Origin of the sequence: Streptomyces sp. NPDC050619 (genome assembly GCF_040654815.1) — a bacterium.
Lineage (GTDB): Bacteria > Actinomycetota > Actinomycetes > Streptomycetales > Streptomycetaceae > Streptomyces.
The window spans coordinates 161,552-184,508 of the sequence record NZ_JBFAIR010000012.1 but is presented as its reverse complement, the minus strand read 5'-3'; the positions used below and the strand labels follow the sequence as shown (position 1 = coordinate 184,508).

At 71.6% G+C, this 22,957-nt stretch carries 20 protein-coding genes; 13 read left to right on the top strand and 7 right to left on the bottom strand.

Features of this window, described 5'->3' with window-relative positions; all coding sequences use genetic code 11:
- Positions 1-19 precede the first annotated feature (19 nt).
- From AB0I77_RS21295 to AB0I77_RS21280, 4 genes are all read left to right on the top strand, one after another.
- Entirely contained in the window at positions 20-1,162 is a 1,143-nt protein-coding gene (locus tag AB0I77_RS21295) for a substrate-binding domain-containing protein (protein ID WP_363284195.1), read from the top strand.
- A 63-nt stretch (positions 1,163-1,225) separates the two neighbouring features.
- A complete protein-coding gene (locus AB0I77_RS21290; RefSeq protein WP_363284194.1) occupies positions 1,226-2,794 on the top strand; it encodes a sugar ABC transporter ATP-binding protein in 1,569 nt (522 codons plus the stop codon).
- 1 nt (position 2,795) lies between these two features.
- Positions 2,796-3,938, top strand: a complete 1,143-nt coding sequence (locus AB0I77_RS21285; RefSeq protein ID WP_363284193.1) for an ABC transporter permease — start codon at positions 2,796-2,798, stop codon at positions 3,936-3,938.
- The gene (locus AB0I77_RS21280; RefSeq protein WP_363284192.1) at positions 3,935-4,978 is read left to right on the top strand and encodes an NAD(P)-dependent alcohol dehydrogenase; all 1,044 of its coding nucleotides are present in this window, start codon (positions 3,935-3,937) and stop codon (positions 4,976-4,978) included. The genes AB0I77_RS21285 and AB0I77_RS21280 overlap by 4 nt, the downstream gene beginning before the upstream one ends.
- Positions 4,979-5,122: 144 nt before the next feature.
- Here AB0I77_RS21280 and AB0I77_RS21275 read toward each other — a convergent pair whose 3' ends face one another.
- The 3 genes from AB0I77_RS21275 to AB0I77_RS21265 are packed head-to-tail and all read right to left on the bottom strand — an operon-like array spanning position 5,123 to position 7,959.
- Positions 5,123-5,896, bottom strand: coding sequence for a ThuA domain-containing protein (locus AB0I77_RS21275; RefSeq protein ID WP_363284191.1), 774 nt, complete (start codon positions 5,894-5,896; stop codon positions 5,123-5,125).
- 3 nt (positions 5,897-5,899) lie between these two features.
- The gene (locus AB0I77_RS21270; protein WP_363284190.1) at positions 5,900-6,664 is read right to left on the bottom strand and encodes an SDR family oxidoreductase; all 765 of its coding nucleotides are present in this window, start codon (positions 6,662-6,664) and stop codon (positions 5,900-5,902) included.
- Positions 6,665-6,717: 53 nt separating this feature from the next.
- A complete protein-coding gene (locus AB0I77_RS21265) occupies positions 6,718-7,959 on the bottom strand; it encodes an acyl-CoA dehydrogenase family protein (RefSeq protein ID WP_363284189.1) in 1,242 nt (413 codons plus the stop codon).
- A 249-nt stretch (positions 7,960-8,208) separates the two neighbouring features.
- On the opposite strand from AB0I77_RS21265, the gene AB0I77_RS21260 reads away from it, so the two are divergent.
- The 5 genes from AB0I77_RS21260 (at position 8,209) to AB0I77_RS21240 (ending at position 13,430) form a co-directional block, all read left to right on the top strand.
- On the top strand, positions 8,209-9,747 hold the full coding sequence (locus AB0I77_RS21260; protein ID WP_363284188.1) for an AMP-binding protein: 1,539 nt from the start codon (positions 8,209-8,211) through the stop codon (positions 9,745-9,747).
- A 47-nt stretch (positions 9,748-9,794) separates the two neighbouring features.
- Entirely contained in the window at positions 9,795-10,400 is a 606-nt protein-coding gene (locus AB0I77_RS21255) for a histidine phosphatase family protein (RefSeq protein ID WP_363284187.1), read from the top strand.
- A gap of 29 nt (positions 10,401-10,429) precedes the next feature.
- Positions 10,430-11,617 carry an acetyl-CoA C-acyltransferase gene (locus tag AB0I77_RS21250; protein ID WP_363284186.1) on the top strand — a complete coding sequence of 396 codons (1,188 nt, stop codon included), beginning with the start codon at positions 10,430-10,432 and terminating at the stop codon, positions 11,615-11,617.
- A gap of 64 nt (positions 11,618-11,681) precedes the next feature.
- Positions 11,682-12,698: a PDR/VanB family oxidoreductase gene (locus tag AB0I77_RS21245; RefSeq protein WP_363284185.1), complete on the top strand. Its 1,017-nt coding sequence runs from the start codon at positions 11,682-11,684 to the stop codon at positions 12,696-12,698.
- A 117-nt stretch (positions 12,699-12,815) separates the two neighbouring features.
- A complete protein-coding gene (locus AB0I77_RS21240; RefSeq protein ID WP_363284184.1) occupies positions 12,816-13,430 on the top strand; it encodes a dihydrofolate reductase family protein in 615 nt (204 codons plus the stop codon).
- An 80-nt stretch (positions 13,431-13,510) separates the two neighbouring features.
- On the opposite strand, the gene AB0I77_RS21235 is transcribed toward AB0I77_RS21240, so the two are convergent.
- Positions 13,511-14,086: a helix-turn-helix domain-containing protein gene (locus tag AB0I77_RS21235; RefSeq protein ID WP_363284183.1), complete on the bottom strand. Its 576-nt coding sequence runs from the start codon at positions 14,084-14,086 to the stop codon at positions 13,511-13,513.
- A gap of 58 nt (positions 14,087-14,144) precedes the next feature.
- Between AB0I77_RS21235 and AB0I77_RS21230 the strand changes: the two genes are divergently transcribed.
- The 3 genes from AB0I77_RS21230 to AB0I77_RS21220 all read left to right on the top strand — a co-directional run bounded on the left by AB0I77_RS21230 (position 14,145) and on the right by AB0I77_RS21220 (position 17,449).
- Entirely contained in the window at positions 14,145-14,882 is a 738-nt protein-coding gene (locus AB0I77_RS21230; RefSeq protein WP_363284182.1) for an SDR family oxidoreductase, read from the top strand.
- A 121-nt stretch (positions 14,883-15,003) separates the two neighbouring features.
- Entirely contained in the window at positions 15,004-15,786 is a 783-nt protein-coding gene (locus AB0I77_RS21225; RefSeq protein WP_363284181.1) for a DUF899 domain-containing protein, read from the top strand.
- Between the two features lie 334 nt (positions 15,787-16,120).
- Positions 16,121-17,449: an aspartate aminotransferase family protein gene (locus AB0I77_RS21220; protein WP_363284180.1), complete on the top strand. Its 1,329-nt coding sequence runs from the start codon at positions 16,121-16,123 to the stop codon at positions 17,447-17,449.
- A 25-nt stretch (positions 17,450-17,474) separates the two neighbouring features.
- Here AB0I77_RS21220 and AB0I77_RS21215 read toward each other — a convergent pair whose 3' ends face one another.
- The 3 genes from AB0I77_RS21215 to AB0I77_RS21205 are packed head-to-tail and all read right to left on the bottom strand — an operon-like array spanning position 17,475 to position 21,182.
- Positions 17,475-18,497 (bottom strand): TolB-like translocation protein, encoded by a 1,023-nt coding sequence (locus AB0I77_RS21215; protein WP_363284179.1) that lies wholly within the window; start codon positions 18,495-18,497, stop codon positions 17,475-17,477.
- 23 nt (positions 18,498-18,520) lie between these two features.
- Positions 18,521-20,302, bottom strand: a complete 1,782-nt coding sequence (locus AB0I77_RS21210) for an MFS transporter (protein ID WP_363284178.1) — start codon at positions 20,300-20,302, stop codon at positions 18,521-18,523.
- A 31-nt stretch (positions 20,303-20,333) separates the two neighbouring features.
- The gene (locus AB0I77_RS21205; protein WP_363284177.1) at positions 20,334-21,182 is read right to left on the bottom strand and encodes a glycosyltransferase family A protein; all 849 of its coding nucleotides are present in this window, start codon (positions 21,180-21,182) and stop codon (positions 20,334-20,336) included.
- Positions 21,183-21,507: 325 nt separating this feature from the next.
- Here AB0I77_RS21205 and AB0I77_RS21200 point away from each other — a divergent pair, with 325 nt between their 5' ends.
- Positions 21,508-22,947: a sugar transferase gene (locus tag AB0I77_RS21200; RefSeq protein WP_363284176.1), complete on the top strand. Its 1,440-nt coding sequence runs from the start codon at positions 21,508-21,510 to the stop codon at positions 22,945-22,947.
- Positions 22,948-22,957 lie beyond the last annotated feature (10 nt).

The window sequence follows — 22,957 nt, the reverse complement described above, 5'->3', positions numbered from 1 at the left end:
ACCACGGGAGTACTCAACGATGAGTTCCAGACCCGGACGCGCGGTCCGTCGCGCGCTCACCGCGATCGTCTCCGTCACCGCCCTGCTCGCCCTGGCGGCGTGCGGCGCCACCGACACGACTCCGGCCGCCGACTCCGTCAAGAAGGCCGCGGACTCCCCCGGCCTGACCGCGGCCCGCCAGGCCCTGGCGAAGTACTCGAAGCGTCCGAGCACGATCCCTGTCACCAAACCGGTCGGCAAGCAGATCCCCGCGGACAAGAAGATCGACTTCATTCTCTGCGGGGTGCAGTCCTGCAAGGACCTGGCCGACTTCTTCACCGAGGCTGCCAACCAGCTCGGCTGGGAGGTGGAGCTGATCCCCACGCAGGGCACGCCGGAATCCGTCCAGTCCGCCTACGAGCAGGCGCTGCGCGACAAGCCGGACGCCGTCGTCTCCTCCGGATTCCCGCGCGCGGTGTACGCGAAGCAGCTGGCAAAGCTGAAGCAGGCCGGTATCCCGGTCATCCAGTCGAACGCCGACGATGTGGTGGGCGACGGCATCGAGCTGCTCAACAACGGACCGAAGGACGTCGGCGTCCAGGGCGAGATGCTCGCCTCATGGGTGGTGTCCGACAGCGGCGCCGAGGCCAACACCGTCTACTTCGACCTGCCCGTCTACACCATCCTCAAGCCCGTCAAGGACACGTTCGCCGCCAAGTACAAGGAGTGGTGCGAGGGCTGCGCGCTGGACACCGTCGACGTGCCGATCACCGCGATCGGCAAGGACATGCCCGACCGCGTGGTGTCGTACGTCCGCTCGCACCCGAAGGTCACGCACATCGTCTTCTCGCTCGGCCTGCTCAATGTGGGCGTCCCGACCGCGCTGAAGACCGCCGGCGTCACCGGCAAGCACATCGCCGTGAATGTCGGCGACGCGCAGAACTACCAGTACATCGACAGCGGCCTGAGCGATGGCGCGATGGCGCTGAACTCGCACGAGACCGCCTGGCTCCAGGCCGACGCGCTGGCCCGCCACTTCACCGGCCAGTCCATGGACGTGGACCAGAAGGCGGTGCTGCCCAACATGCTGATCACCAAGGACAACCTCATAGCCACGCTCAAGGACTTCCCGCTCGTCGAGGACTACCAGGAGCAGTTCAAGGCGCTCTGGGGCCTGAACTGACCGACCCGGCCCCCGCCGTCGGCAACCGGCCGGCGGCGGCGCCGTTCGACCGAGGGAGCAGCGGTGCACGCTGATACATCACCGGAGACCACTCGATGGCCGGCCGGTACCCATGAGAGCGATCGGCCCGTGCTGCGGGTGTCCGGACTGTCGAAGCGATTCGGCGGAACCCAGGCACTGAAGGACGTCGACCTGGACATCGCGCCCGGCGAGATCCACGCGCTGATCGGGCCCAACGGCTCCGGAAAGTCCACCCTCATCAAGATCCTCGCCGGTTACCACCACGCCGAGCCCGGAGCGGTCGCCGAACTCGACGGCGAGCCCTTCGGCCTGGGCCAGGTCACCGGCTCGCGACACGACCGGCTCCGCTTCGTCCACCAGGAGCTGGGCCTGGTGGGCGAGTTGAGCGCCACCGACAATCTCGCGCTCAGCCGCGGCTTCGCCCGCACGGCCCTCGGCAACATCCGCTGGCCGGAGATGGAGCGCCGGACGACCGCGCTGGTCGAGCGGTTCGGCCTCGGCATCGACGTACGCCGTCCGCTGTCGACGGCCACCCCGGTCCAGCGCGCGGTGGTGGCCATCGCCGCCGCCCTTCAGGGCTGGGAGGGCCGCCGCGGCGTCCTGGTGCTCGACGAGCCGACCGCCGTACTGCCGCCCGGCGAGGTGGCCCGGCTCTTCGACATCGTGCGGGAGATCCGCGACGCCGGGGCCAGCGTCCTGTACGTCTCACACCGCATGGACGAGATCTTCGCGCTGGCCGACCGGGTCACCGTGATCCGCGGCGGACGCCGGATCGCCACCCGCCGGGTCGCCGAGCTCACTCACCGCTCGCTGGCGGAGCTGATGGCGGGCGAGGCGATGGAGACCACCGCCCACCGGCCGCAGCCGCCTTCCGCCCCCGACGAGTCCGTGCTGGAGGTCCGCGACCTGTGGGCAGGCCCGCTGCGCGGCATCGGCTTCAGCCTGGCCAGAGGGGAACGGCTGGGCATCACCGGCCTGGTGGGGTCCGGCCATGAGGTGGTGCCGTACGCGGTGTCCGGGGCGTACACCGGTCCGGTGCGCGGCCGGGTGCGGTTGCCGGAGCGTGCCCGGCGGTGGGTCGACGCGAAGGACGCCGGTGGGCTGGGCATCCCGCTGGTCCCCGCCGACCGGGCGAGCGAGGGCGTCATCGGCGACTTCTCGGTCGGCGAGAACCTCACCCTGCCCCTGCTCGACCGGCTGCGCGCGCGGGCCGGACGACTGCACCGGCGCCGCGAATCCTCGCTCGCCGAAGAGTGGATCCGGCGGGTGGGGGTGCGCACGGCGGGCCGCGGGGCCCGGATCACCACGCTGAGCGGCGGCAACCAGCAGAAGGTCGTCATGGCCCGCTGCCTGGCCCAGCAGCCGCCGGTGCTGGTGCTGTGCGAACCCACGGCGGGCGTCGACATCGCCACCCGCCTCCAGCTGTACGACCTGATCGAACGTCAGGCCGACGACGGCATGGGCGTGATCGTGTCCTCGTCCGACACGCAGGACCTGCTCGCGCTGTGCACCCGCGTCCTGGTGGTACGGGACGGCCGGGTCGTACGGGAGATCAGCGGCCGGGACATCACCGAGCCCGCACTCATCCACGCCATGGAAGGAACCGTGTGACATGACATCCACCCCGACCCGGGCCGCCGAGCTCCGGCCGACCGGACCGGACGTCCCCGCGGTGTCCGCCGCGGGGACGCCGGGCGCACTGGCCCGGCGTGCCGTGGCCGCCCTGTCGTTCCGGAACATCGGCGCCGTCTACGTGTGGCTGCTGATCGCCGTGCTCTTCTCCCTGTGGGCGCCGGACACGTTCCCGACCGTCACCACGGTCAAGCAGGTCCTCAACGGCAACGCCGTGGCCGGGCTGGTGGCGCTCAGCGTCGTGCTTCCGCTGGCCGCGCGCGTCTTCGACCTGTCGGTCGCCTTCACCATGTCCCTCACCAGCGTGCTGACCGCCTACTTCATGGTCTCCGCGGGGCTCGGCGCCGGGACGGCGATCGCCCTGGCGATGACCGCCGCTGCGCTGATCGGCGTGGTCAACGGGATCGTGGTCGTGGTGCTGCGGGTCGACTCCTTCATCGCGACCCTGGCCACCGGCGCACTGATCCAGTCCCTGATCACCATGGTCACCAACGACAGCTCCATCACGGGAGTGCAGCTGCTGGCCAAGCCGTTCGCGAACATCGCCCAGCTGGACGCGGGCGGCATCACGCTGCCGGTGCTGTATCTGCTCCTCGCCGCGACGGCCATCTGGTTCCTGCTGGAACACACCGCCACCGGACGCCGGTTGTACGCGACCGGCTTCAACGCGGACGCGGCACGCCTGCAAGGGGTACGAACCAACCGGCTGCGCTTCCTGACGCTGGTGGCCTCCGCACTGCTGTCCGGTCTCGCCGGAGTCGTCTTCGCGTCCTCGGTGGGATCCGGATCGCCGACCGCGGGCACGCCGTATCTGCTGTCGGCCTACGCGGCGGCCTTCGTCGGGGCGACCCAGCTGCGCGCGGGCCGCTTCAACGCCTGGGGCACGGTCATCGCCGTGCTGCTGCTCGGTACCGGCATCACCGGGCTCGGGCTCGCCACCAGCGCGCAGTGGGCGGCGAGCCTGTTCACCGGCTCGGTCCTGATCGTGGCGCTTGTCCTCACGGGCGGACGGATCGCCCTGCCGGCCGTGCTGCGCCGGCGCAGGTCGCCGTCGGTTGCCGACCCTTCGGTCACCGCCGAAGCTGACATGAAGCGCACCCCGGACCAGGAGGCAGGACGATGAAGGCGATTCAGTACCGGACGGTGGGGAACGCTCCGGAGGTCGTCGAGGTTCCGGTACCCGAGCCGGGCCCGGGTCAGGTGCTGCTGAAGGTGACGGCCGCCGGGCTGTGCCACTCGGACCTCGCGGTCATGAGCTGGCCGGCGGAGCAGTTCCCGTATCCGCTGCCGATGACGCTCGGTCACGAGGGTGTCGGCACCGTCGCGGCCCTGGGCAGCGGGGCCACCGGGGTGACGGAGGGCGACGAGGTGGCGGTGTACGGCCCGTGGGGCTGTGGCCGCTGCCGCAAGTGCGCGGAGGGCAAGGAGAACTGCTGCCCGCACGCCGCCGGACTCGGCATCATGCCGCCCGGGCTCGGCGCTCCGGGCGCTCTCGCGGAGTACATGGTGGTGGATTCGCCGCGCCATCTGGTGCCGCTGAACGGACTGTCCCCGGTACAGGCCGCACCGCTCACCGATGCCGGGCTGACGCCGTATCACGCGATCCGCGCGTCCCTGCCCAAGCTCGTGCCGGGCAGTACTGCGGTGGTGATCGGCGTGGGTGGCCTGGGCCATATCGCCGTACAGCTGCTGCGTGCCCTGACGCCGGCCCGGGTGGTCGCCCTCGACCTGAGCAAGGAGAAGCTGGAACTGGCGCACGCCGTCGGCGCCCACGAGACGCTGCTCTCCGACGGCGAGGCGGCGGCTCGGGTGCGGGAGCTGACCGGGGGCGTCGGGGCCGAGGTGGTGCTGGACTTCGTCGGGGCCGGGGCGACGCTGGCGGTGGCCGCCGCGTCGGTGGCGGTGGCGGGCGACGTGACCGTCGTCGGCATCGGCGGAGGCACCCTCGCGGTGGGCTTCGGCGGGGGTCTGCCGCTCGAGGTGTCCGCTTCGGCGCCCTACTGGGGCAGCCGGGGTGAGCTGATTGACGTGATCGAGCTCGCGCGGCAGGGGCTCGTCTCCTCCCACGTCGAGACGTTCTCGATCGAGGACGCGCCGCTGGCGTACGAGCGCCTGCATGCCGGGGAGATCGAGGGGCGTGCGGTGGTGCTGCCGCACGGTTGAGTGGGGGTGCGCGCCTTCTGGGGCTCCGCCCCAGACCCCGCTCCTCAAACGCCGGAGAGGCTGATTTCAGCCCGTCCGGCGTTTGAGGACGAGGCCCGTTCAGGGCCGACAGCGGGGGAGGGTAGGGGCGGCGGGGGCGAAACCTTACGACCCCTTGCCCACCACCCGCTCCACACACCGCCCGAGCACCGTCAGGAACTCCGGCGTCTCCCAGGGCCCTCGGTCCACCCGCCCGGTGTCGTCCACACCGAGGTCCTGCATGTCGTACCGCCCCCGGCAATGACCGAGCGTGAAGTAACAGACCTCGCCGAGCCCGTGTCGCTTCAGGTACAGCACCGGACGGGGCGCTTCATCGAGCGCCGCCGTGTCCCCCTCGGCGAACCCCCGGCACGGCCCCGTGTACTCGGCATGCAGCAGCACCTCCAAGTCCCCGTGCAGCTCGCACACGTACAGCTCGTCGGTGACCGTGAACGGTTCGATCCCGGCGACCAGCGGATGATCCGGCCGGGTCACGCGTACCTCGTACGGCGCGATCGGCGGGTGGGCCAGGAACTGGCTGCCCAGCACCCCGGCCAGCTCGCCGAACAGCCGCGGAGTCGTGAACATCCGGGGCCCGCCGTCGGCCGACGCCTCGATCACCGAGTTGGTGCCGTGGAGGGCGAGCCAGCGCCCGCCCCGCTCGACGAAGCGTGCCAGGGCGGCCCGCTGGGCGGGACGGGGCCGCACATCGCAGGTGTAGGTCACCAACAGGTCGGCCCGCTCCAACGCGGGCACGCAGTCGTAGTCCTCGTAGACCCGCGTGCGGACGCGGGGGTGGCCGTCCAGCAGGTCCAGCAGCCGCAGCCGCGCGTAGTCGAAGTCGTGCCACTTTCCGCCGCAGACCAGTACGGCATCCAGCCGGCCGGCCGGGCCCGCCACGACTCAGTACTGGACGCGGGTGAGCAGCCCGCCGTCCACCACGAGGTTGACGCCGACGCAGAACGAGCCGGTCCGGCCCAGCAGGAAGGCCACTGCCGCGGCCACGTCCTCCGCGGTGCCGTAGCGGCCGATCGGCAGCTTGGCGAGGACCTCTTCGTACACCTCGGGGCGGCTGGTGCGGATGGTCTCCCAGGCGCCGCCGGGGAAGTCGATGGGGCCGGGCGAGACGGTGTTGACGCGGATGCCCTTCGGGGCGAGGGCGTGCGCGAGCGCGGAGGCGTGCTGGACTACGGCTGCCTTCAGGGCGGAGTACGAGTTGGCTCCGGCCGGGCGGGCGGTGTCGGAGGCGTTGGTGGTGCCGATGGCCACGACAGCGGCCCGGTCGGAGGCCTCCAGATACGGCATGGCCGCCTCGACGAGTCCCGCGAACGGGACCAGGTCGCCGCGCAGGCTGGCCTCCCACGACTCGGGACCCTTGACGTTGCCCGCCGAGACGTTGGACACCAGCAGGTCCAGGCCGCCGAGTTCACCGGCCGCCCGCTCCACGAAGCCCGCGAGCGCGGCCGGGTCGGTGACGTCGACCGCCTCGGCGAACACCGTCGCTCCTTCGCCGCGCAGTTCGGCGGCGGCCTTGGCCAGCGCCTCCTCGCCCCGGGCGCACAGGGCCAGCGCGCAGCCCTCGGCGGCGAGGGTTCCCGCAATGGCCCGGCCGATGCCCCGGCTCGCACCGGTCACCAGCGCGTTCGCACCTGTCAGTCCCAGATCCATCGATGTCACTCCTCAGTGCCTGTGGTGTTGCGTCAGTGCCTGTGTTGTTGCGTTCAGTTGCCGGACAGTTCGGAGAACGGCACCTTGTCGACCCGCGGCTCCCCCGGCAGCTTCAGCACCCGCTCGCCGATCAGGTTGCGCTGGATCTGGTCGGTGCCGCCGGCCAGCCGGTAGCCCGGGGCGCCGAGGAGGTGTTCGGTCCAGGCGAAGGTGCCCGGCTCCCCGGTGTCGGCGCTGATCCGGGCGCCCATGAGTTCCGCGGCGAGCTGTCCGGTGCGGGTGAGCAGGTCGGATGCCATGAGTTTGGTCAGTGAGGCCTCGGGGCCCGGCCGTCCGCCGGCCGCGCTCGCCCTGGCGACGCGGTCCACGGTGGCGGCGCGCAGTGCGCTGCGGACGTACAGGTCGGCGAGCTGCTGGCGTACCAGCGGGTCCCCGGTCCGGTTCAGCGAGCGGGCGAGGGCGAGTACGTCGTCGAAGGTGCCGCCCTTGCGCCGGTTTCCGGAGCCGGAGGCGGTGCGCTCGAAGGCGAGAGTGGCATTGGCGACCTCCCAGCCCTGGCCGGGGCGGCCGATCCGCAGCCCGTCCGGGACGCGTACGCCGCTGAGGAAGACCTCGTTGAAGGAGGCGCCGCCGCTCATCTGCCGGATCGGACGGATCTCCACGCCCGGGCTGTCCATGGGGACCAGGAACGCGGTAATGCCGGCCTGCTTCACGACGTCCGGGTCGGTACGGGCGAGCAGCAGGCCGTACTCGGCGAACTGTGCCCCCGAGGTCCACACCTTCTGGCCGTCGATCACCCACTCCTCACCGTCCTGGCGGGCGCGGGTGCGCAGCGCGGCCAGGTCGGAGCCGGCGCCGGGTTCGCTGAAGAGCTGGCAGGCCAGCAGGTCCGTACGGAGGAAGGCACGGGCGTAGGTCTCGCGCTGCTCGGGCGTTCCGAACAGGGAGACGGACATCGCGACCAGCCGCACGGTGACGCTGATCAGCTCGGTGGACGGCGGTACGTCGAACGCCGACTCCTCCTGCGCGAAGAGGGCCGCGTGGGCGGCGGTCAGGCCCTGGCCGCCGTTCTCCTGGGGAAGGGTGAGGGCCTGGTAGCCGGCCTCGTGCCGGGCTCGCTGGTAGGCGCGGCAGCGGTCGAGCAGCCGTCGCTCCTCCTCGTCCGGGAGGTTGTGGAAGACGGCGAGATCGGCGGCGGTGTGAGCGGTGGTCTCGGCCGTCCGCCGGGGTTCGAGCGTCGCGGCCAGCCACTGGCGGACCGCACCACGCCACTCGTCCACATTCGGTTGGGGCATGGTGACCTCCTCGGCACACGCGTCCACCCGGCACTTACCAGACGGCTGCTTCAGTAACAGTGGCTCGAAGCGGGACTGCGTCACGTGCCCAACAAGGGCGTGTGCGTCCGGCTCGGGTCAGAGTGTTCCGTACTTTCTTGATAAACGCTACAGTCCTGGCGTCGACTCTCCCACTGCCCGGCCGCTGGGCAGACGGGGTGCACCCGGTGGAGCGAGGGAGAGGACGAACCGAGGAGCGCCGGAGGATCCATGTCCCTACAGCCACTCGACCTGCGTGCCCGCGAACTGCCGAACGCGACCGCCCTGGCCGACGACACCGAGAGCCTGTCCTGGTCGCGGCTCGCCGACCAGGTGGCACGCCTGACCGGGCGCCTCCTTGAGGTCGCGCCCGAGCCGGAGGACCGGGTCGCCGTCCTGGGCGACAACGCCGTGGCCACGATGGTGGCCCATCTCGCCGGTCTGCGGGCCGGCGTCGGCACCGTGGCCGCTTCCCGGCAGCTGACCGTCCGCGAGCTGGTCGACCTGCTCACCGACGCGCGTGCGAAGGCGGTGATCAGCGGCCCGGCGGGCGAGTCGGCCGCCCGGCAGGCGGGCGCGGAACTCGGCCTCCCGGTCGTCGTGCACGGAATGCCGGCCAAGGACGACGCCATCGACTGGACCCAGTGGCTGGCCGATGCGGAACCGGTGCCGGCGCCCGTCGGCCGCCCCGCCCGACCGCCGCTGGTCTACACATCGGGCACCACAGGGCGGGCCCGCGGCACCGAGGTGCGCTGGGCGCAGGGCCCGGTGACGGACAGCGCCGCCTACCTGGAGGCGGTGGCCGCCCGCCCCGGCTTCCCGCCGGGACCGCACCTGGTGTGCGGCCCGCTCCAGCACAACGGGCCGCTCACCTCGCTGCGCCATCTCGCGGCCGGCCGGCCGGTGGTGATCCTCGGCAGGTTCGACGCGGAGACGTTCCTGCACCGCGTGGAGCAGTGGCGGATCACCTCGTCGGTGATGGTGCCGACCCACTTCACCCGGCTCCTGGCCCTGCCGCGGGAGATACGCGCCCGCTACGACGTCTCCAGCCTGGTGCAGGTCTCGCACACCGGCTCCGCCTGCCCCCCGGAGGTCAAGCGGGCCATGATCGACTGGTTCGGTCCGGTGCTGACCGAGTCGTACGGGGCCAGCGAGGCGGGCACGGTCGCGCGCATCAACAGCACCGAGTGGCTGGAGCACCCCGGTTCGGTGGGGCGCGTCCAGTCGCCCTTCGACGTCCTGGTGACCGGCGACGACGGTGGTCCGCTTCCCACCGGTGAGCTCGGGCTGCTGGCCTTCCGGGCACCGGAGGGCCGCGGCGTGCGCTACCACGCGGACGAGGAGAAGACCAAGGCCGCCTACGTCGCCCCCGGCGTCTTCACCCTCGGCGACATCGGCTACGTCGACCCCGACGGCTACATCTTCATCACCGACCGGGCCGCGGACGTCGTGGTCTCCGGCGGGGTGAACCTGTACCCGGCGGAGAGCGAGGCGGTGCTGCGCGAGCACCCGGGGGTCGCCGAAGTGGCGGTCATCGGTGTGCCCGACCCCGACTTCGGTGAGTCGCTGCGGGCCCTGGTCGTCGTGACCGAGGGGAGCGCACCGGCGCAGGGGGAACTGGACACGTTCTGCCGCGAGCGGCTGGCCGCGTACAAGTGCCCGAAGTCGTACGAGGTCGTCCCCGAACTCGTCCGCAACGCCATGGGCAAGCTCGACAAGCGCGCGATGCGCCGCCCCTACTGGGACTCCGACCGGACGATCGCAGGCTGAGCACCGGTGTTCACCACTCCTCATACGAAGGATACGAAGGACGATTCATGACGGAACTTCTGCTTGTCCGGCACGGCCTGCCCGTCTCGGGCGTCTTCGACCCCGAGCTGTCGCCGGAGGGCATCGCCCAGGCCGAGCGCCTCGCCCCGTGGCTGGCGGGCGAGGGCATCGACGCCCTCTACGCCAGTCCGTACCGGCGGGCCCGTGAGACGGCGGCGCCCCTCGAACAGCTGACGGGCCTGACCGCCACCGTGCTGGACGATCTGCGCGAGTGGGACACCGACGTCTCGCACCCCTACACGCCGCCGGAGCAGATCAACGCGGACGACCCCCGTTCGGTGGCTCTGGCCGAGGGACGGTACGAGGACTTCGTGCCCGACCTGGACTGGGACGCCTTCCGGGCCCGGGCGGTGCGGGGCATGAACACCATGCTGGACGCCCACCCCGGACAGCGGATCGCGGCCGTGTGCCACGGCGGGATCACCAACACCTATCTGGCGACCGTGCTCGAAATACCCCGGATGTTCTGGTTCCATCCCGGCTACACCTCGGTCAGCCGGGTGCGCCGCATGCCCGGGGGCCGGATCGTTCTGCACTCGGTGAACGAGACCGCCCACCTGGTCGCGGAACGCTCCGTCGACGCCGTCCTCTGACCCACCCACATCCACAGGAGGTCCCGGCCATGCCCGGATCCGTCATCGTCGCCGGCGCCCGAACGCCCATCGGAAAGCTGATGGGCGCCCTGAGTACGGTGTCCGCCGTCGACCTCGGCGCGCACGCCGTCAGTGCCGCGCTGGCCGCCGCGCAGGTGGACCCGGCCGCCGTGGAAGCCGTCGTCATGGGCCATGTCGTCCAGGCCGGGGCCGGCCCCAACCCGGCTCGGCAGGCCGCCGTGGCCGCGGGTATCCCCTTCGCCGTACCGGCGAGCACCGTCAACAAGCTGTGCCTGTCCGGGCTGCACGCCATCGCCCTGGCCGATCTCATGATCGCCTCAGGGCGCCACGAGGTGGTCGTGGCGGGCGGCATGGAGTCCATGTCCGGCGCCCCGCATCTGCTGCGCGGATCCCGCACCGGCTGGAAGTACGGGGCGACGGCCGTCGAGGACGCCCTCGACCGCGACGCGCTGACCTGCGCCTTCGACGGGGTCTCCATGGGCGCGGCCACCGAGCGCTACCAGCGGCCCTTCGCGCTGACCCGTGCGGAGCAGGACGAGTACAGCGCCCTGTCGCACCAGCGGGCCCACCGCGCCCAGGAGTCCGGCGCGTTCGCCGCGGAGATCGCCCCGGTCACGGTGGCCGGACGCCGGGGCGAGACGGTGGTGGACACCGACGAGGGCGTACGGCCGACAAGTACCGCCGAGACCCTGGGACGCCTGAAGCCCGCCTTCTCCGGTGCGGGCACCATCACGGCGGGCAACTCCTCACAGCTTTCCGACGGCGCCGCGGCCGTCGTCGTGATGAGCGCGGACCGCGCCCGCCGCGAGGGCCTGACACCGCTCGCCGAGATCGGCGCCTACGGCACCGTGGCGGGCCCCGACCCCTCGCTGCTCGTGCAGCCGGCCGGGGCGGTCCGCGACGCGCTGTCCCGGGACGGCCGGCTGAAGGCCGCCGACCTCGACCTGTTCGAGATCAACGAGGCGTTCGCCGGGGTGGCCCTGGCCTCCGTACGCGAACTCGGCATTCCCCCGGAGAAGGTGAACGTCAACGGCGGCGCGATCGCCCTCGGCCACCCGGTCGGCATGACCGGCGCCCGGCTCGTCCTGACCCTCGCCCAGGAACTTCTGCGGCGCGGCGGCGGCACCGGGGCCGCCGCCCTGTGCGGGGGCGGCGGCCAGGGCGACGCACTGCTGCTGCACGTACCGGGCGTCTGAGGTCCCTGGCCTCCCGCCCTCGTCCCCCACCCGCCCCACCCGTACGAGACTCAGGTTGACGCACATGACCAACCAACCGCTCCAGGTCCTCCAGGGCCCCGAGGCACCTCAGTCCCAGGCGGACCACGGCGAGGCAACCCTCGTCGTGGACGCCCGCATCGATGCCGCCGACGGCGTCGTCTCCCTCGTCCTTCGCCACCCTGACGGCGATCCGCTCCCGGCCTGGGCGCCGGGTGCGCATATCGACCTGCTGCTGGACAACGGCCTCATCCGCCAGTACTCGCTGTGCGGGAATCCGGCCGACCAGACGGCCTGGCAGATCGCGGTACTGCGCGAACCGGGCGGCCGCGGCGGTTCCGCGTACGTCCACGACCGTCTTGCTGAGGGCACGGCCGTGCGGGTGCGCGGGCCGCGGAACAACTTCCCGCTGCGCGCGGCGGAGCGCCATCTCTTCATCGCGGGCGGCGTCGGCATCACTCCGATCCTGGCGATGGCGGAAGCCGCCGAAGCGGCGGGGGCCGACTGGCAGCTGTTGTACGGCGGCCGTACCCGCGACTCCATGGCGTTCCTGGAGCGTCTGGCGCGCTACGGGGACCGCGTACTGATCCGGCCCCAGGACACCCACGGCCTGCTGGATCTCGCCGCCTTCCTCGGCTCGCCCCGCGAGGGCACGCTGGTGCACGCCTGCGGTCCGGAGCCGCTGCTTCGGGCCGCGCGGGAGCAGTGCGCCGACTGGCCCGCCGGCACCCTGGGCATCGAACGGTTCGCCCCGGTCCAGCCGTCGGCGGCCGAGGGGGCTGAGGCGGCCGAGGCCGAGGCCTTCGAGGTGGTGCTCACCCGCTCGGGCCGCACACTCACCGTGCCACCGGACCGGTCGGTGCTCGAAGTGGCGGAGGAGGCGGGCGTCCCGGTGCTGTTCTCCTGCCGGGAAGGCACCTGCGGCACCTGTGAGACGGACGTGCTGGAAGGCACGCCGGACCACCGGGACTCACTGCTCGACGAGGACGAGCGTGCCGCCGGCGACACCATGCTGATCTGCGTCTCGCGTTCCTGCGGCCCTCGGCTGGTGCTCGACCTCTGATGGCCTCTGCCTTCTGCCCTCCTGCTTGGGTGCGGATCAGAGGCCATCGGGTTCGCATCCGGCACACGTTTCATGCGCCGGCGATGAGTTCGGGCGGCGGATCGAGTCCGCACTGGCATGACTCGAATCATCGCTGACATCTCGGTCTCCCTCGACGGCTTCGTCACCGGCCCCGACCCCGGCCCGGACAATGGTCTGGGCACCGGCGGCGAGGCCCTGCACACCTGGGCGTTCTCCGACGACCCCGACGACCGCCGGGTCCTGCGCGAGGCGACCGCCCGCTCGGGCGCCGTCGTCCTCGGCCGCAAGCTCTTCGACGTGGTCGACGGGCCCCGCGGCTGGGACGACACGACCGGCTACGGCGCCGGCGAGGTCGGCAAACCCGCCTTCATCGTCGTGACGAGCTCGCCGCCGGAGTCGGTGCGGCTCACGGGCCTCGACTGGACGTTCGTCACCACCGGTCTGCCCGACGCCGTCACCGTCGCACGCGAGCGCGCCGAGGCGGCGTCGTCGGACAGCGGCAGGGACCTCGACGTCGCCCTCATGGGCGGCGGCGCCACGATCGGCTCGGCGTTCGACGCCGGGCTGGTCGACGCGCTGACGCTGCACCTCGCGCCCGTCGTGCTGGGCGCCGGGACGCCACTGTTCACCGGCGGAGCGCCGCGCACGCTGGTGCAGCGGAGCGTGACCTCGACATCGACCGCGACGCATCTGACTTACGACGTCCTCTGACACACACCCATCTGCATGCCGACCGCCGGAAGTTCCTCCAGCTGCTCGCCGCAACGGGCACCTTGACGGCCCTTCCCGCCTCACGAACGGGCCTTCAGGCCGTCCAGCGTGAGGTCGAGCAGGCGTTCGGCCCGTTCCCGCTGTTCGGGCTTGGCCGAGGTAAGAGCGATGCCTTCGAGGGCGGCACCCATGTCGGTGGCGCTGATGTCGGCGCGGATCGCCCCGGCGGCCGCACATGCGTCCATCAGGGCGGTGACGGCAGCCTGGATCATGTCCCGACTGTGGCCGTAGGGGTCGCTTCCCGCGGCGGCGATGGTGCGCAGCGCGTCGGCCATGCCGGATTTGGCGGTGACGTAGTCCAGGAAGAGGCGCGTCCAGGCGCGTAGGGCTTCGTGGGGCGGCTGCGCCGCGAGCAGGCCGGGGACGGCGTCGCACAGCTGGGCCACCTCGTTGCGGTAGACCGCCTCGATCAGAGCCTCCCGAGTGGGGAAGTTGCGGTACAGGGTCGCGCTGCCCACGCCCGCCTCTTTCGCGATGCGCTCCAGGTGCGCACCCAGCCCTTCCTCGGCGTACACGCGCACCGCGGCCGCGAGGATCTTGTCCCTGTTACGCCGCGCGTCAGCTCGCAACGGGCGCTGTGCACTGCCGGCCGTCATCGGTCGCCATTCCCCTCTCCGGTTCCCTTCGGCTTGCTCCCTTGGAGTGACGTTGCTCATGCCAGGTGTCGAGGGCAAGGTCGTAGCAATCACAGGTGCCAGCAGCGGCATCGGAGCGGCTACGGCGACCCACCTCGCCGAGAAAGGGGCCCACCTCGTGCTCGGGGCCCGACGGGAGGACCGGCTGACCGCGGTGGTGGACCGGATCACGGCGCAGGGCGGCTCGGCCGTCGGGGCCGTCATCGACGTGACGCGCCGCGAGGACCTCAAGCGCCTGACGGACACGGCGGTCGACCGCTTCGGCCGGCTCGATGTGCTGGTCTCCAACGCCGGCACGATGGCGGTGTCACCGTTCGACGAGCTGCGTCAGGACGACTGGGATGCCATGGTCGCCACACATGTCACCGGCCTGCTGAACGGTATCGGGGCGGCACTTCCCGTCTTCCGCCGGCAGCGCTCCGGCCAGTTCGTCAACGTCGCCTCCACCGCGGCCTACGTCGTGAAATCTCCCCAGGCCGTCTACGCGGCCACCAAGACGGCGGTGAAGGTGCTGACCGAGGGCCTGCGGCAGGAGTCGGGACCCGACCTGCGCGTCACCCTCGTCTCACCGGGGTTCACCAACACTGAGGGCGTGGGCAAGGGGGCGAGTCCCGAAGCAGCGGCGGCGGCCGCCCGACAGCGCGACGAGATCGCCATACCGCCCTCCGCCATCGCGTCCGCGATCGGTTACGCGATCGAGCAGCCCGTCGGCATCGACATCAGCGAGATCGTCGTCCGGCCCACCGTGCAAGCCTGACGCCCAGCACCAGAGCGTCCCCCTTGCCGCGATGAGTTCCGGCCCGGTCTCCAGTCTGTTCTGGTGATCGTCGTACGACGCCGTACGACGCTGCCCGGCACGAGACGCCACGGAGGACACCATGACAACCACGCCGAGTGACCCGACCACCGCGCTGCCCGGCCGCCCGCCCGTCGTTGACCTGGCCACCTGGCAGACGGCCCGTGACGAGCTGCTGGTCCGCGAGAAGGCCCACACCCGCGAGGGCGACGCCATCGCCGCGGCCCGCCGCCGGCTGCCGATGGTGGAGCTCGACGGGACGGTCGCTGTCGTCGGACCCGACGGCCCGGTCCCGTTCCTGGACCTCTTCCAGGGCCGCGACGAGCTCGTGGTCTACAAGCACATGTGGTACGACGGCGCGCCGCACCAGGGACAGTGCGAGGGCTGCACCACCACGGCCTGGCACCTGAAGGACGCCGTCTACCTCAACGCCCGCGGTGTCTCGTTCGTCGTCCTGACCACGGGGAGGTGGGACGAGGTGGCCTCCTACGTCGAGTTCATGGGCTACACCCAGCCCTGGTACTCGGTGCGCGACGTGGACGCGCCGGTCGGTGGCGACATGGGTTACCTCACCTGCTTCCTGCGCGACGGCGACCGCGTGTTCCTCACCTACTCCACGACGGGCCGTGGCAACGAGCGGGTCAACGGGTCCCTCGGCCTGCTCGACATGACGCCCTACGGCCGCGGCGAGGCGTGGGAGGACAAGCCCGAGGGCTGGCCCGAGGGGGACGTCCCGTGCTGGTCCTGGCGCTCGGACGCGGACGGGAACGCCACCTGGGGCCCGACCAGCCGCCCCGTGCCGCAGTGGACCCGCCCCGGCGCGACCCCCGTGGAGACCCTCGGCCGGGACGGCCACCACCACTGACGCGCCTTCATCGTCGTGCGCGACGTGCAAAAGGACGATGACAGGCCTGCCGTCCGCCGGAGCACCGGAACAGGACACGTTCACCGACCAGCCGTCGACCTTGATCTTCCTGGTTCCGGTGGTGGCGGATGCATCCGAATCCGCCTTGAATTACCGGAATCCGGCACCACGGCCGGAGCGCCGCGACTGCCTCGAACGCTACGGATCCGGCGCCCCGAGATCGTCACCCCTCGGTGGACACCTGCGTGTAGCTCGCACGGGTGACGGAGCGATCGGCAGCCCGGCCGCGAGGGGAGATGGACGTGTCGCTCGGGCGCGACCTACCGTCGACGTCATGGCTGCTTCGACCATCTCCCCGCCGTCCACCGAAACCTTCTGGGCCGATGCCGAGAGGCATCTCGTGCGCTACGGCGGCGAGTTCACCCGCGAGATCATCGACCGCGCCGCCGGGAGTTTCCTGTTCACCGCGGACGGCCGGAAGATCCTCGACTTCACTTCCGGTCAGATGCGCGCGATCCTCGGCCATTCGCACCCGGAGATCGTCGCGACCGTCCAGCGGCAGGTCGCCGCCCTCGACCATCTCTTCAGCGGCATGCTCAGCCGCCCGGTGGTCGATCTGGCCCGGCGGCTGGCCGGCACCTTGCCCGCGCCGCTTCAGAAGGTGCTGCTGCTGACGACCGGCGCCGAGTCGAACGAAGCCGCCATCCGGATGGCCAAGCTCGTCACCGGCAGGCACGAGATCGTCTCGTTCGCGCGGTCCTGGCACGGCATGACGCAGGCCGCCGCGTCCGCCACCTACAGCGCGGGGCGCAAGGGCTACGGCCCGGCCGCGCCCGGCAACTTCGCCATCCCCGTACCGAACGCGTACCGGCCCGACTTCACCACGGCCGACGGCTCGCTGGACTGGCAGCGCCAACTGGACTTCGCCTTCGACCTGATCGACGCTCAGTCGACCGGCAGCCTGGCCGCGTGCCTCGTCGAACCGATTCTCAGCTCAGGCGGCATCATCGAACCGCCGCCCGGGTATTTCGCGGCCCTGCAAGCGAAATGCCGGGAACGCGGCATGCTGTTGATCCTCGACGAGGCCCAGACCGGCCTCTGCCGCACCGGGACCTGGTACGCGTTCGAGCGCGACGGCATCGTCCCCGACATCCTCACCCTGTCCAAGACGCTCGGTGCCGGGCTGCCCCTCGCGGCCGTGGTCACCAGCGCCGAGATCGAGCAGGAGGCGCACGAGCGCGGGTTCCTGTTCTTCACCACGCACGTCGCCGACCCGTTGGTGGCCGCGGTCGGCAACACCGTCCTCGACGTCCTGATCGACGACAGGCTCGACGAGCGCGCGCGATCGCTCGGCGCGTTCCTCCGCGACGGCCTGGCGGACATCGCCACGCGCCACGAGGTCGTCGGCGACATCCGCGGCCGGGGCCTGCTGGCCGGGCTCGAACTCGTCGTCGACCGGGAGACGAAGCGGAGCTCGAACGAGCTGGGCGCGCGGGTCACGCAGCGCAGCCTCGAACTCGGCCTGCACCTGAACATCGTCCAGCTCCCCGGCATGGGCGGAGTCCTGCGGATGGCACCGCCGCTGACCGCCACCGAGGACGAGCTGTCGCTCGGCTTGACGATTCTGGACAAGGCGATCGGCGACACCTGCGCCGCACTCTGAGACGCCGGGAATCCGGTTCCCGGGTCTACTGCGGCGCCGGGGAAGAAGCGCCCGCGATCAGCCGGCGGGGGGTTCCCGTGCCGTCCGCGGGGACGCTCCACAGGTCGCTGCTGCCGACCTTGCCCTCGGCGGGGAGCGCATAGGCGACGGTGTCGTTGTCGAGCCAGACGGCCTGGTCGTCGACGCTGTGCCGTTCGGCGAGCGGCGTCTCGCGCAGGGTGCCCAGGTCGAGGACGTACTCGCGCCAGAGGGAAACCCCCGACGGGACCCGCTTCTTGAAGACGACACGCGTCCCGTCGGGCGAGAGCGAGGGGCACTCCACGTTCTCGATCAGGGTGGTGACCGTACGCCGGGAGAGGGAACCCCGGACCAGGTAGGTCCGGTTGGCGGTGTTGAGGGTGGCGTAGAAAGTGTCGTCGTCGGAGGCGAAGGTGACGCCCCAGAAGTTGATGTCCGCCGCGCGGTAGCGCTTGCCGTCCAGGACGACGGAGAACGCCTCCAGGCTGGGAGTCAGCCGCATGGTGCGGGTGTCCAGGACCGAGGTCCGGGTGGAGAAGAAGGCGGACGAGTAGGACTCGCCGGAGACGAAGACGGTCCAGGCGACGAAGCGGCCGCTGGGCGAGACCCGGGCCCGGCTGGGGTTGCCCGCGAGCGGGAAGGTGCGCAGCGTGCGGAGGTTGGCGTCCAGGAGCAGGGCACGGTTGCTCTGCTTGAGGACGCCGGGGACGGACTGGAGGCAGATGCCCGTGCCGGCCGCCGCGTAGAAGCGCGCGCACTTCAGGCTTGCGGCGATTCGCCCGCCCCCGGGGTCGGTGGACGGAACCGAGGCGACCGCCCTGCGGTGCGGGCCGGCCGCCGCGTTGAGGAAGGTCAGGCGGTCTTTCTGCTCGAGCGTCAACTTGCCCGCGCTGACAGCGGGGCCGCCCGGCTGCGGCTGGTTCGCCTGATTCGCGCGGTCGGCGGCGCGCAGGACCACGCCGGTTCCCAGGCCCGCGAGGAGGAGAACCGCCGTGACGAGTATGAGCAGGCGGCGGCGGAGCGGTGTCATCTGGATCCTTGAGGCTGTGGTGGTCATCGGGTCCTCGCGGCCGGCCGCAGCAGCTTGCCCGCGACGGCCGCGCAGCACAGCAGGCCGATCGCCGCGCCGGCCAGCGCCGGGCCGTCTCCCCACACCGTCCAGGCGGCGCCGAAGGCCAGTGAGCAGCAGAACCGGGCCAGCGCCTGGCAGGTGCCGACGATGGCGAGGCCGCTGGCGCGCAACTGCTCGGGCACGATGTCGGCGAGGGTGGCCGGAAGTACGCCGTCGGTGGCCGCGTAGAACGTGCCGTGCAGGGCGAGTACGAGAAAGGGGAGGGCCGGTGTGGCCGGGGCCCACAGCAGGAGGGCGTAGGCGGTGAGCAGGCCCATGTGCCCGGTGAGGAACACGGTGCGCCGCCCGATCCGGTCGGCCAGCGCGCCGACGGGCACGGCCAGCAGCAGGAAGACGACGGCGGTGCCCAGCGGCAGCAGCGTGAACCACTGCTCGCCGATGCCCGCGCGCCGTTGCAGGAGCAGGTAGACGAAGGCGTCGCTGACGGTGGTCAGCCCGAGCAGCGCGGCACAGCCGGCGAGCGCCCGCAGCCGCGGCAGCCGCAGCAACGCCAGCGCTTCGCGCACACGGACGGGCCGCTTGCCGTCGGCCACACTTGCTGCGCCCGGCGCCGCACCTGCACCGCCCGCCGGCACACCCACACCGTCCAGCGCCGCACCCGCCCTGTCCGCCCGCGCACCCGCCCTGTCCGTCGCCGCACCAGCTCCACCCGCCGGCACACCCCCTCCGCCCGCCCGCACACCCGCCCTGTCCGTCGCCGCACCAGCTCCACCCGCCGGCACACCCCCTCCGTCCAGCGCCGCACCCGCACCGCCCGCCCGCGCACCCGCCCTGTCCGTCGCCGCACCGGCTCCACCCGCCGGCACACCCACACCGCCCGCCCGCGCCCCGGCTCCTTCCGTCGGCACACTCGCACCGTCCGCCCGCGCCCCGCCCGCTCCGTCCGCCCGCGCCCCGCCCGCTCCGTCCGCCCGCGCACCACCTCCGTCCGTCCACACACTCGCTCCACCCGCCGCCGCACCCCCTCCCTCCGACGCCGCACCCACTCCACCCGCCCGCACACCGGCTCCACCCGCCCGCACACCACCCCCACCCGTCCGCGCACCCTCCCCACCCGCCCGCGCCCGCTCCTCCCTCCCCGGTACGAACAGCACCAGCACGATCACGCCGAGTGCGGCGACGCACGCGCTGACGCCGAACACGGCGTCGTAGCCGTCGGTCGCCACGCTCAGGATGAGGAAGGCCGCCAGGGGGCCGAGCATCGCGCCGGTGGTGTCCATCGCCCGGTGTACGCCGAAGGCCCGGCCCTGGTTCTCGGGCGGTGTGGACAGGGAGATCATCGCGTCGCGGGGGGCGGTGCGCAGGCCCTTGCCGGTGCGGTCCAGGGCGAGGACCGTGCCGAGCGCGCCCAGGCTGCTCGCGATCAGGAGCAGTGGCTTGCACAGTGCGGACAGGCCGTAGCCGAGGCCGGCCATCAGCTTGTGGTTGCGCACCCGGTCGGCGAGGTGGCCGCCGGTGAGCTGGACCAGCGCGCCGGCGCCGTTGTAGACGCCGTCGAGGGTGCCGAACAGCAGCGGGGTGAAACCGAGCGTGGAGACGAGGTAGAGCGGCAGGACGGCGGTGACCATCTCCGACGAGATGTCGGTGATCAGGCTGACCGTGCCCAGCACGAGGACGACCGGGGCGACCTTGGGCCCCGGGCCGCGTCTTCGGCCCTGCTCGGTGTCCGCCCCTGAAGGCGCGGAGCGGTCGGTGAGATACATGATCAAGGACTCCAGATGCGGTGCGGTGCGGTCAGTTCCGCCGACTGCTCTCGTCCCGTAGCCAGGTACCGAAGTCCTGTGCCCGGATGGCTTTTCTGGATCTTCGCCGGGCGACAAGCGCCGCGGCGACGAAGACCATGACACTCGTGAACAGCTTCGGCTCCCCGCGGAGTACGGCTTTCAGATCCGCCTTGCTCGTGCGCGCCGACGCTTCTTGCGGCCTGTGATGCTGTTCGACCTGGGCGGTGGACACCGCGGCCCGGACCCGCCGCTTGATCAAGTCCGGCCACGTGCGCGGCGGGTGGACCACGACACTGGCCGCGCGGACCACGAGCCGCTCCTCAGGGGCGAACGCCAGGGACGCGGCCAGGTCGTCCGCCATCAGCGGCGGCAGTGCGGCGATCCGGGCGTGCCCGGCCTTGGAGACGGCGATGACGCCCCGGCCGAACAGCCCCTCGCGTACGGCGGGGAGTCGCTGCCACACCTGGTAGTAGGCACGCACCCGCCATGCGCAGCCGGCCAGCGGAATCTGCCGTTCGGGGGCGGTGGCGAGGATGCCCGAGGTGTCGTCGTCCAGGGGATCGGTCAGCGCCCGTACGTCGGCGCCCGCGATCACGACGTCGGCGTCCACGTAGAGGCGGGGGAAGCCGCGCGCGTGCTCGTCGCCCGTCCGCAGGGCGGTGTGCTTGGAGGGGGTGGGGATCTCGACCACCCGGACGCGCGGGCCGCGGGCGGCCGCGATCCGCGCGGTGTCATCCGTACAGCCGTTGCATACGACGACGATGTCGGTCTCGCCCTCGGAGGGATCGGCCAGCAGCGAATCGAGGAGCCGGCCGATGACTCGCGCCTCATTGTGTGCCGGGATCACGATGCTCGTCACCTGGGCAGTATGCGGCCGGTGTCAGTATTGCGAAGTGTGTTTCGTCCAACTGTTCCCGTGGCCGCGACCCGTGGTCTAGATTAAGGGCCGCCGCATCGGTTTGGGTGGGGAACTCCTTCTTTGACTGCACGTCATGGGCGGCGTTGTGAAACTGATGCGAAACAGGCAGTAACCAACAGGCAGGGTGCGTAGAGCGGTTGGGGAACCGCTGCAGCTCCCTCGCTTTTCCAGTACCGCCGTGCTCAGAGCACATCGGTGCCGATCTGGCCCCGGGCGCTGACTTGCGACCGTACGCCCGGGTAACTGCGTATGTGGTGGGGGGGGCATGACCATTGAGGTCACGCATGAGCAACTGGTTGTTGATCACAGACGTCCAGAAGCTCGCCGAAGACACTCGGCACAGAAGTACCGGATAGTCCTGCTGGTCGCGGACAGCTTCGCCGCTGTTGCCGCGGCCTTCGTGATCCACGCGGCGTACGGCCGCTGGACGGTGGCCCTGGTGCTGCCTCCGACGTGGCTCGTGGCCATGCTCGCCCACCGCTCCTACGACCGCGGCGCCCTGGGTCTGGGAACCGAGGAGTACCGCCGAGTGCTCCGCGGCGCGGTGGCACTGCCGGCGCTGGCGGCGAGCGCGAACTGGCTGTTCACGCATGACGTGGCACTTCTTCATGACATGACCATGGCTGCGGCTCCGGCCGTCGCGATCGCCCTGCCTCTGCGGTACGCGCTCCGCCTCGGCCTGCACAGACGATGGGCACGGGGCCGGGACCGGAGCGCGACGCTCCTGGTCGGGCCGTCACGGGGCGTCGTGGAGCTGGTCGCCGTGCTGCGGCGCGGCGGCGTACAGGAACTACAGGTCGCCGGAGTGTGCCTGAGCGATCGGGAAAACGCAACGGAGATCCGCAAGTTGGGGCTTCCCGTCCTCGGCGGTGTCGGCGACATGAACGACGTCGTCCGGGCCATGGGCATCAGCACCGTGGTGGCGCTGCCGGCGCCCGAGTTCGACGCCTCCGTCCTGCGCCGGATGTCCTGGACAGCGGCCGTGCAGGGCGTCGACTTCCTGCTGGCCCCCGTGCTGGCCGACATGTCCGCCTCCCGGCTGGTGGTACGGCCCACCAACGGGGTGCCGCTGGTGCGGGTACAGGCACCGAACCTCTCCCGGATCTCCCGGTTGCCCAAGGAACTGCTGGACCGGTCCCTCGCGGCGGCGCTCCTGGTGGTTCTCGCGCTGCCCATGCTGCTGATCGCCCTGATCGTCCGGCTGGACAGCTCCGGGCCGACGCTGTTCAGGCAACAGCGGGTGGGCCGGTACGGCGACCACTTCACCATGCTGAAGTTCCGCACGATGCGGCAGGACTCGGAGGCTCTGCGGGCGGAACTGGCGCATCTCAACCAGAACAGCGACGGCCTGCTGTTCAAGGTGAAGGAGGACCCGCGGATCACCCGGGTCGGCTCGGTGCTGCGCCGCACCTCACTGGACGAACTGCCGCAGCTGCTCAACGTGGTCAGGGGCCACATGTCGCTCGTCGGCCCCCGCCCGTCGCTGCCCGAGGAGGTGGAGGCGTACACGCCGGAGGTCAAGCGCCGGTTGCTCGTGAAGCCCGGCCTCACCGGGCTGTGGCAGGTGAGCGGCCGCTCCGACCTGCCCTGGGACGAGGCGGTCCGGCTCGATCTCGGATACGTGGACAACTGGTCGATGGGCCTCGACCTGTCGATCCTGGCGCGCACCGGGTCCGCGGTGGTGCGCGGAACGGGGGCCTACTGATGGACCAACG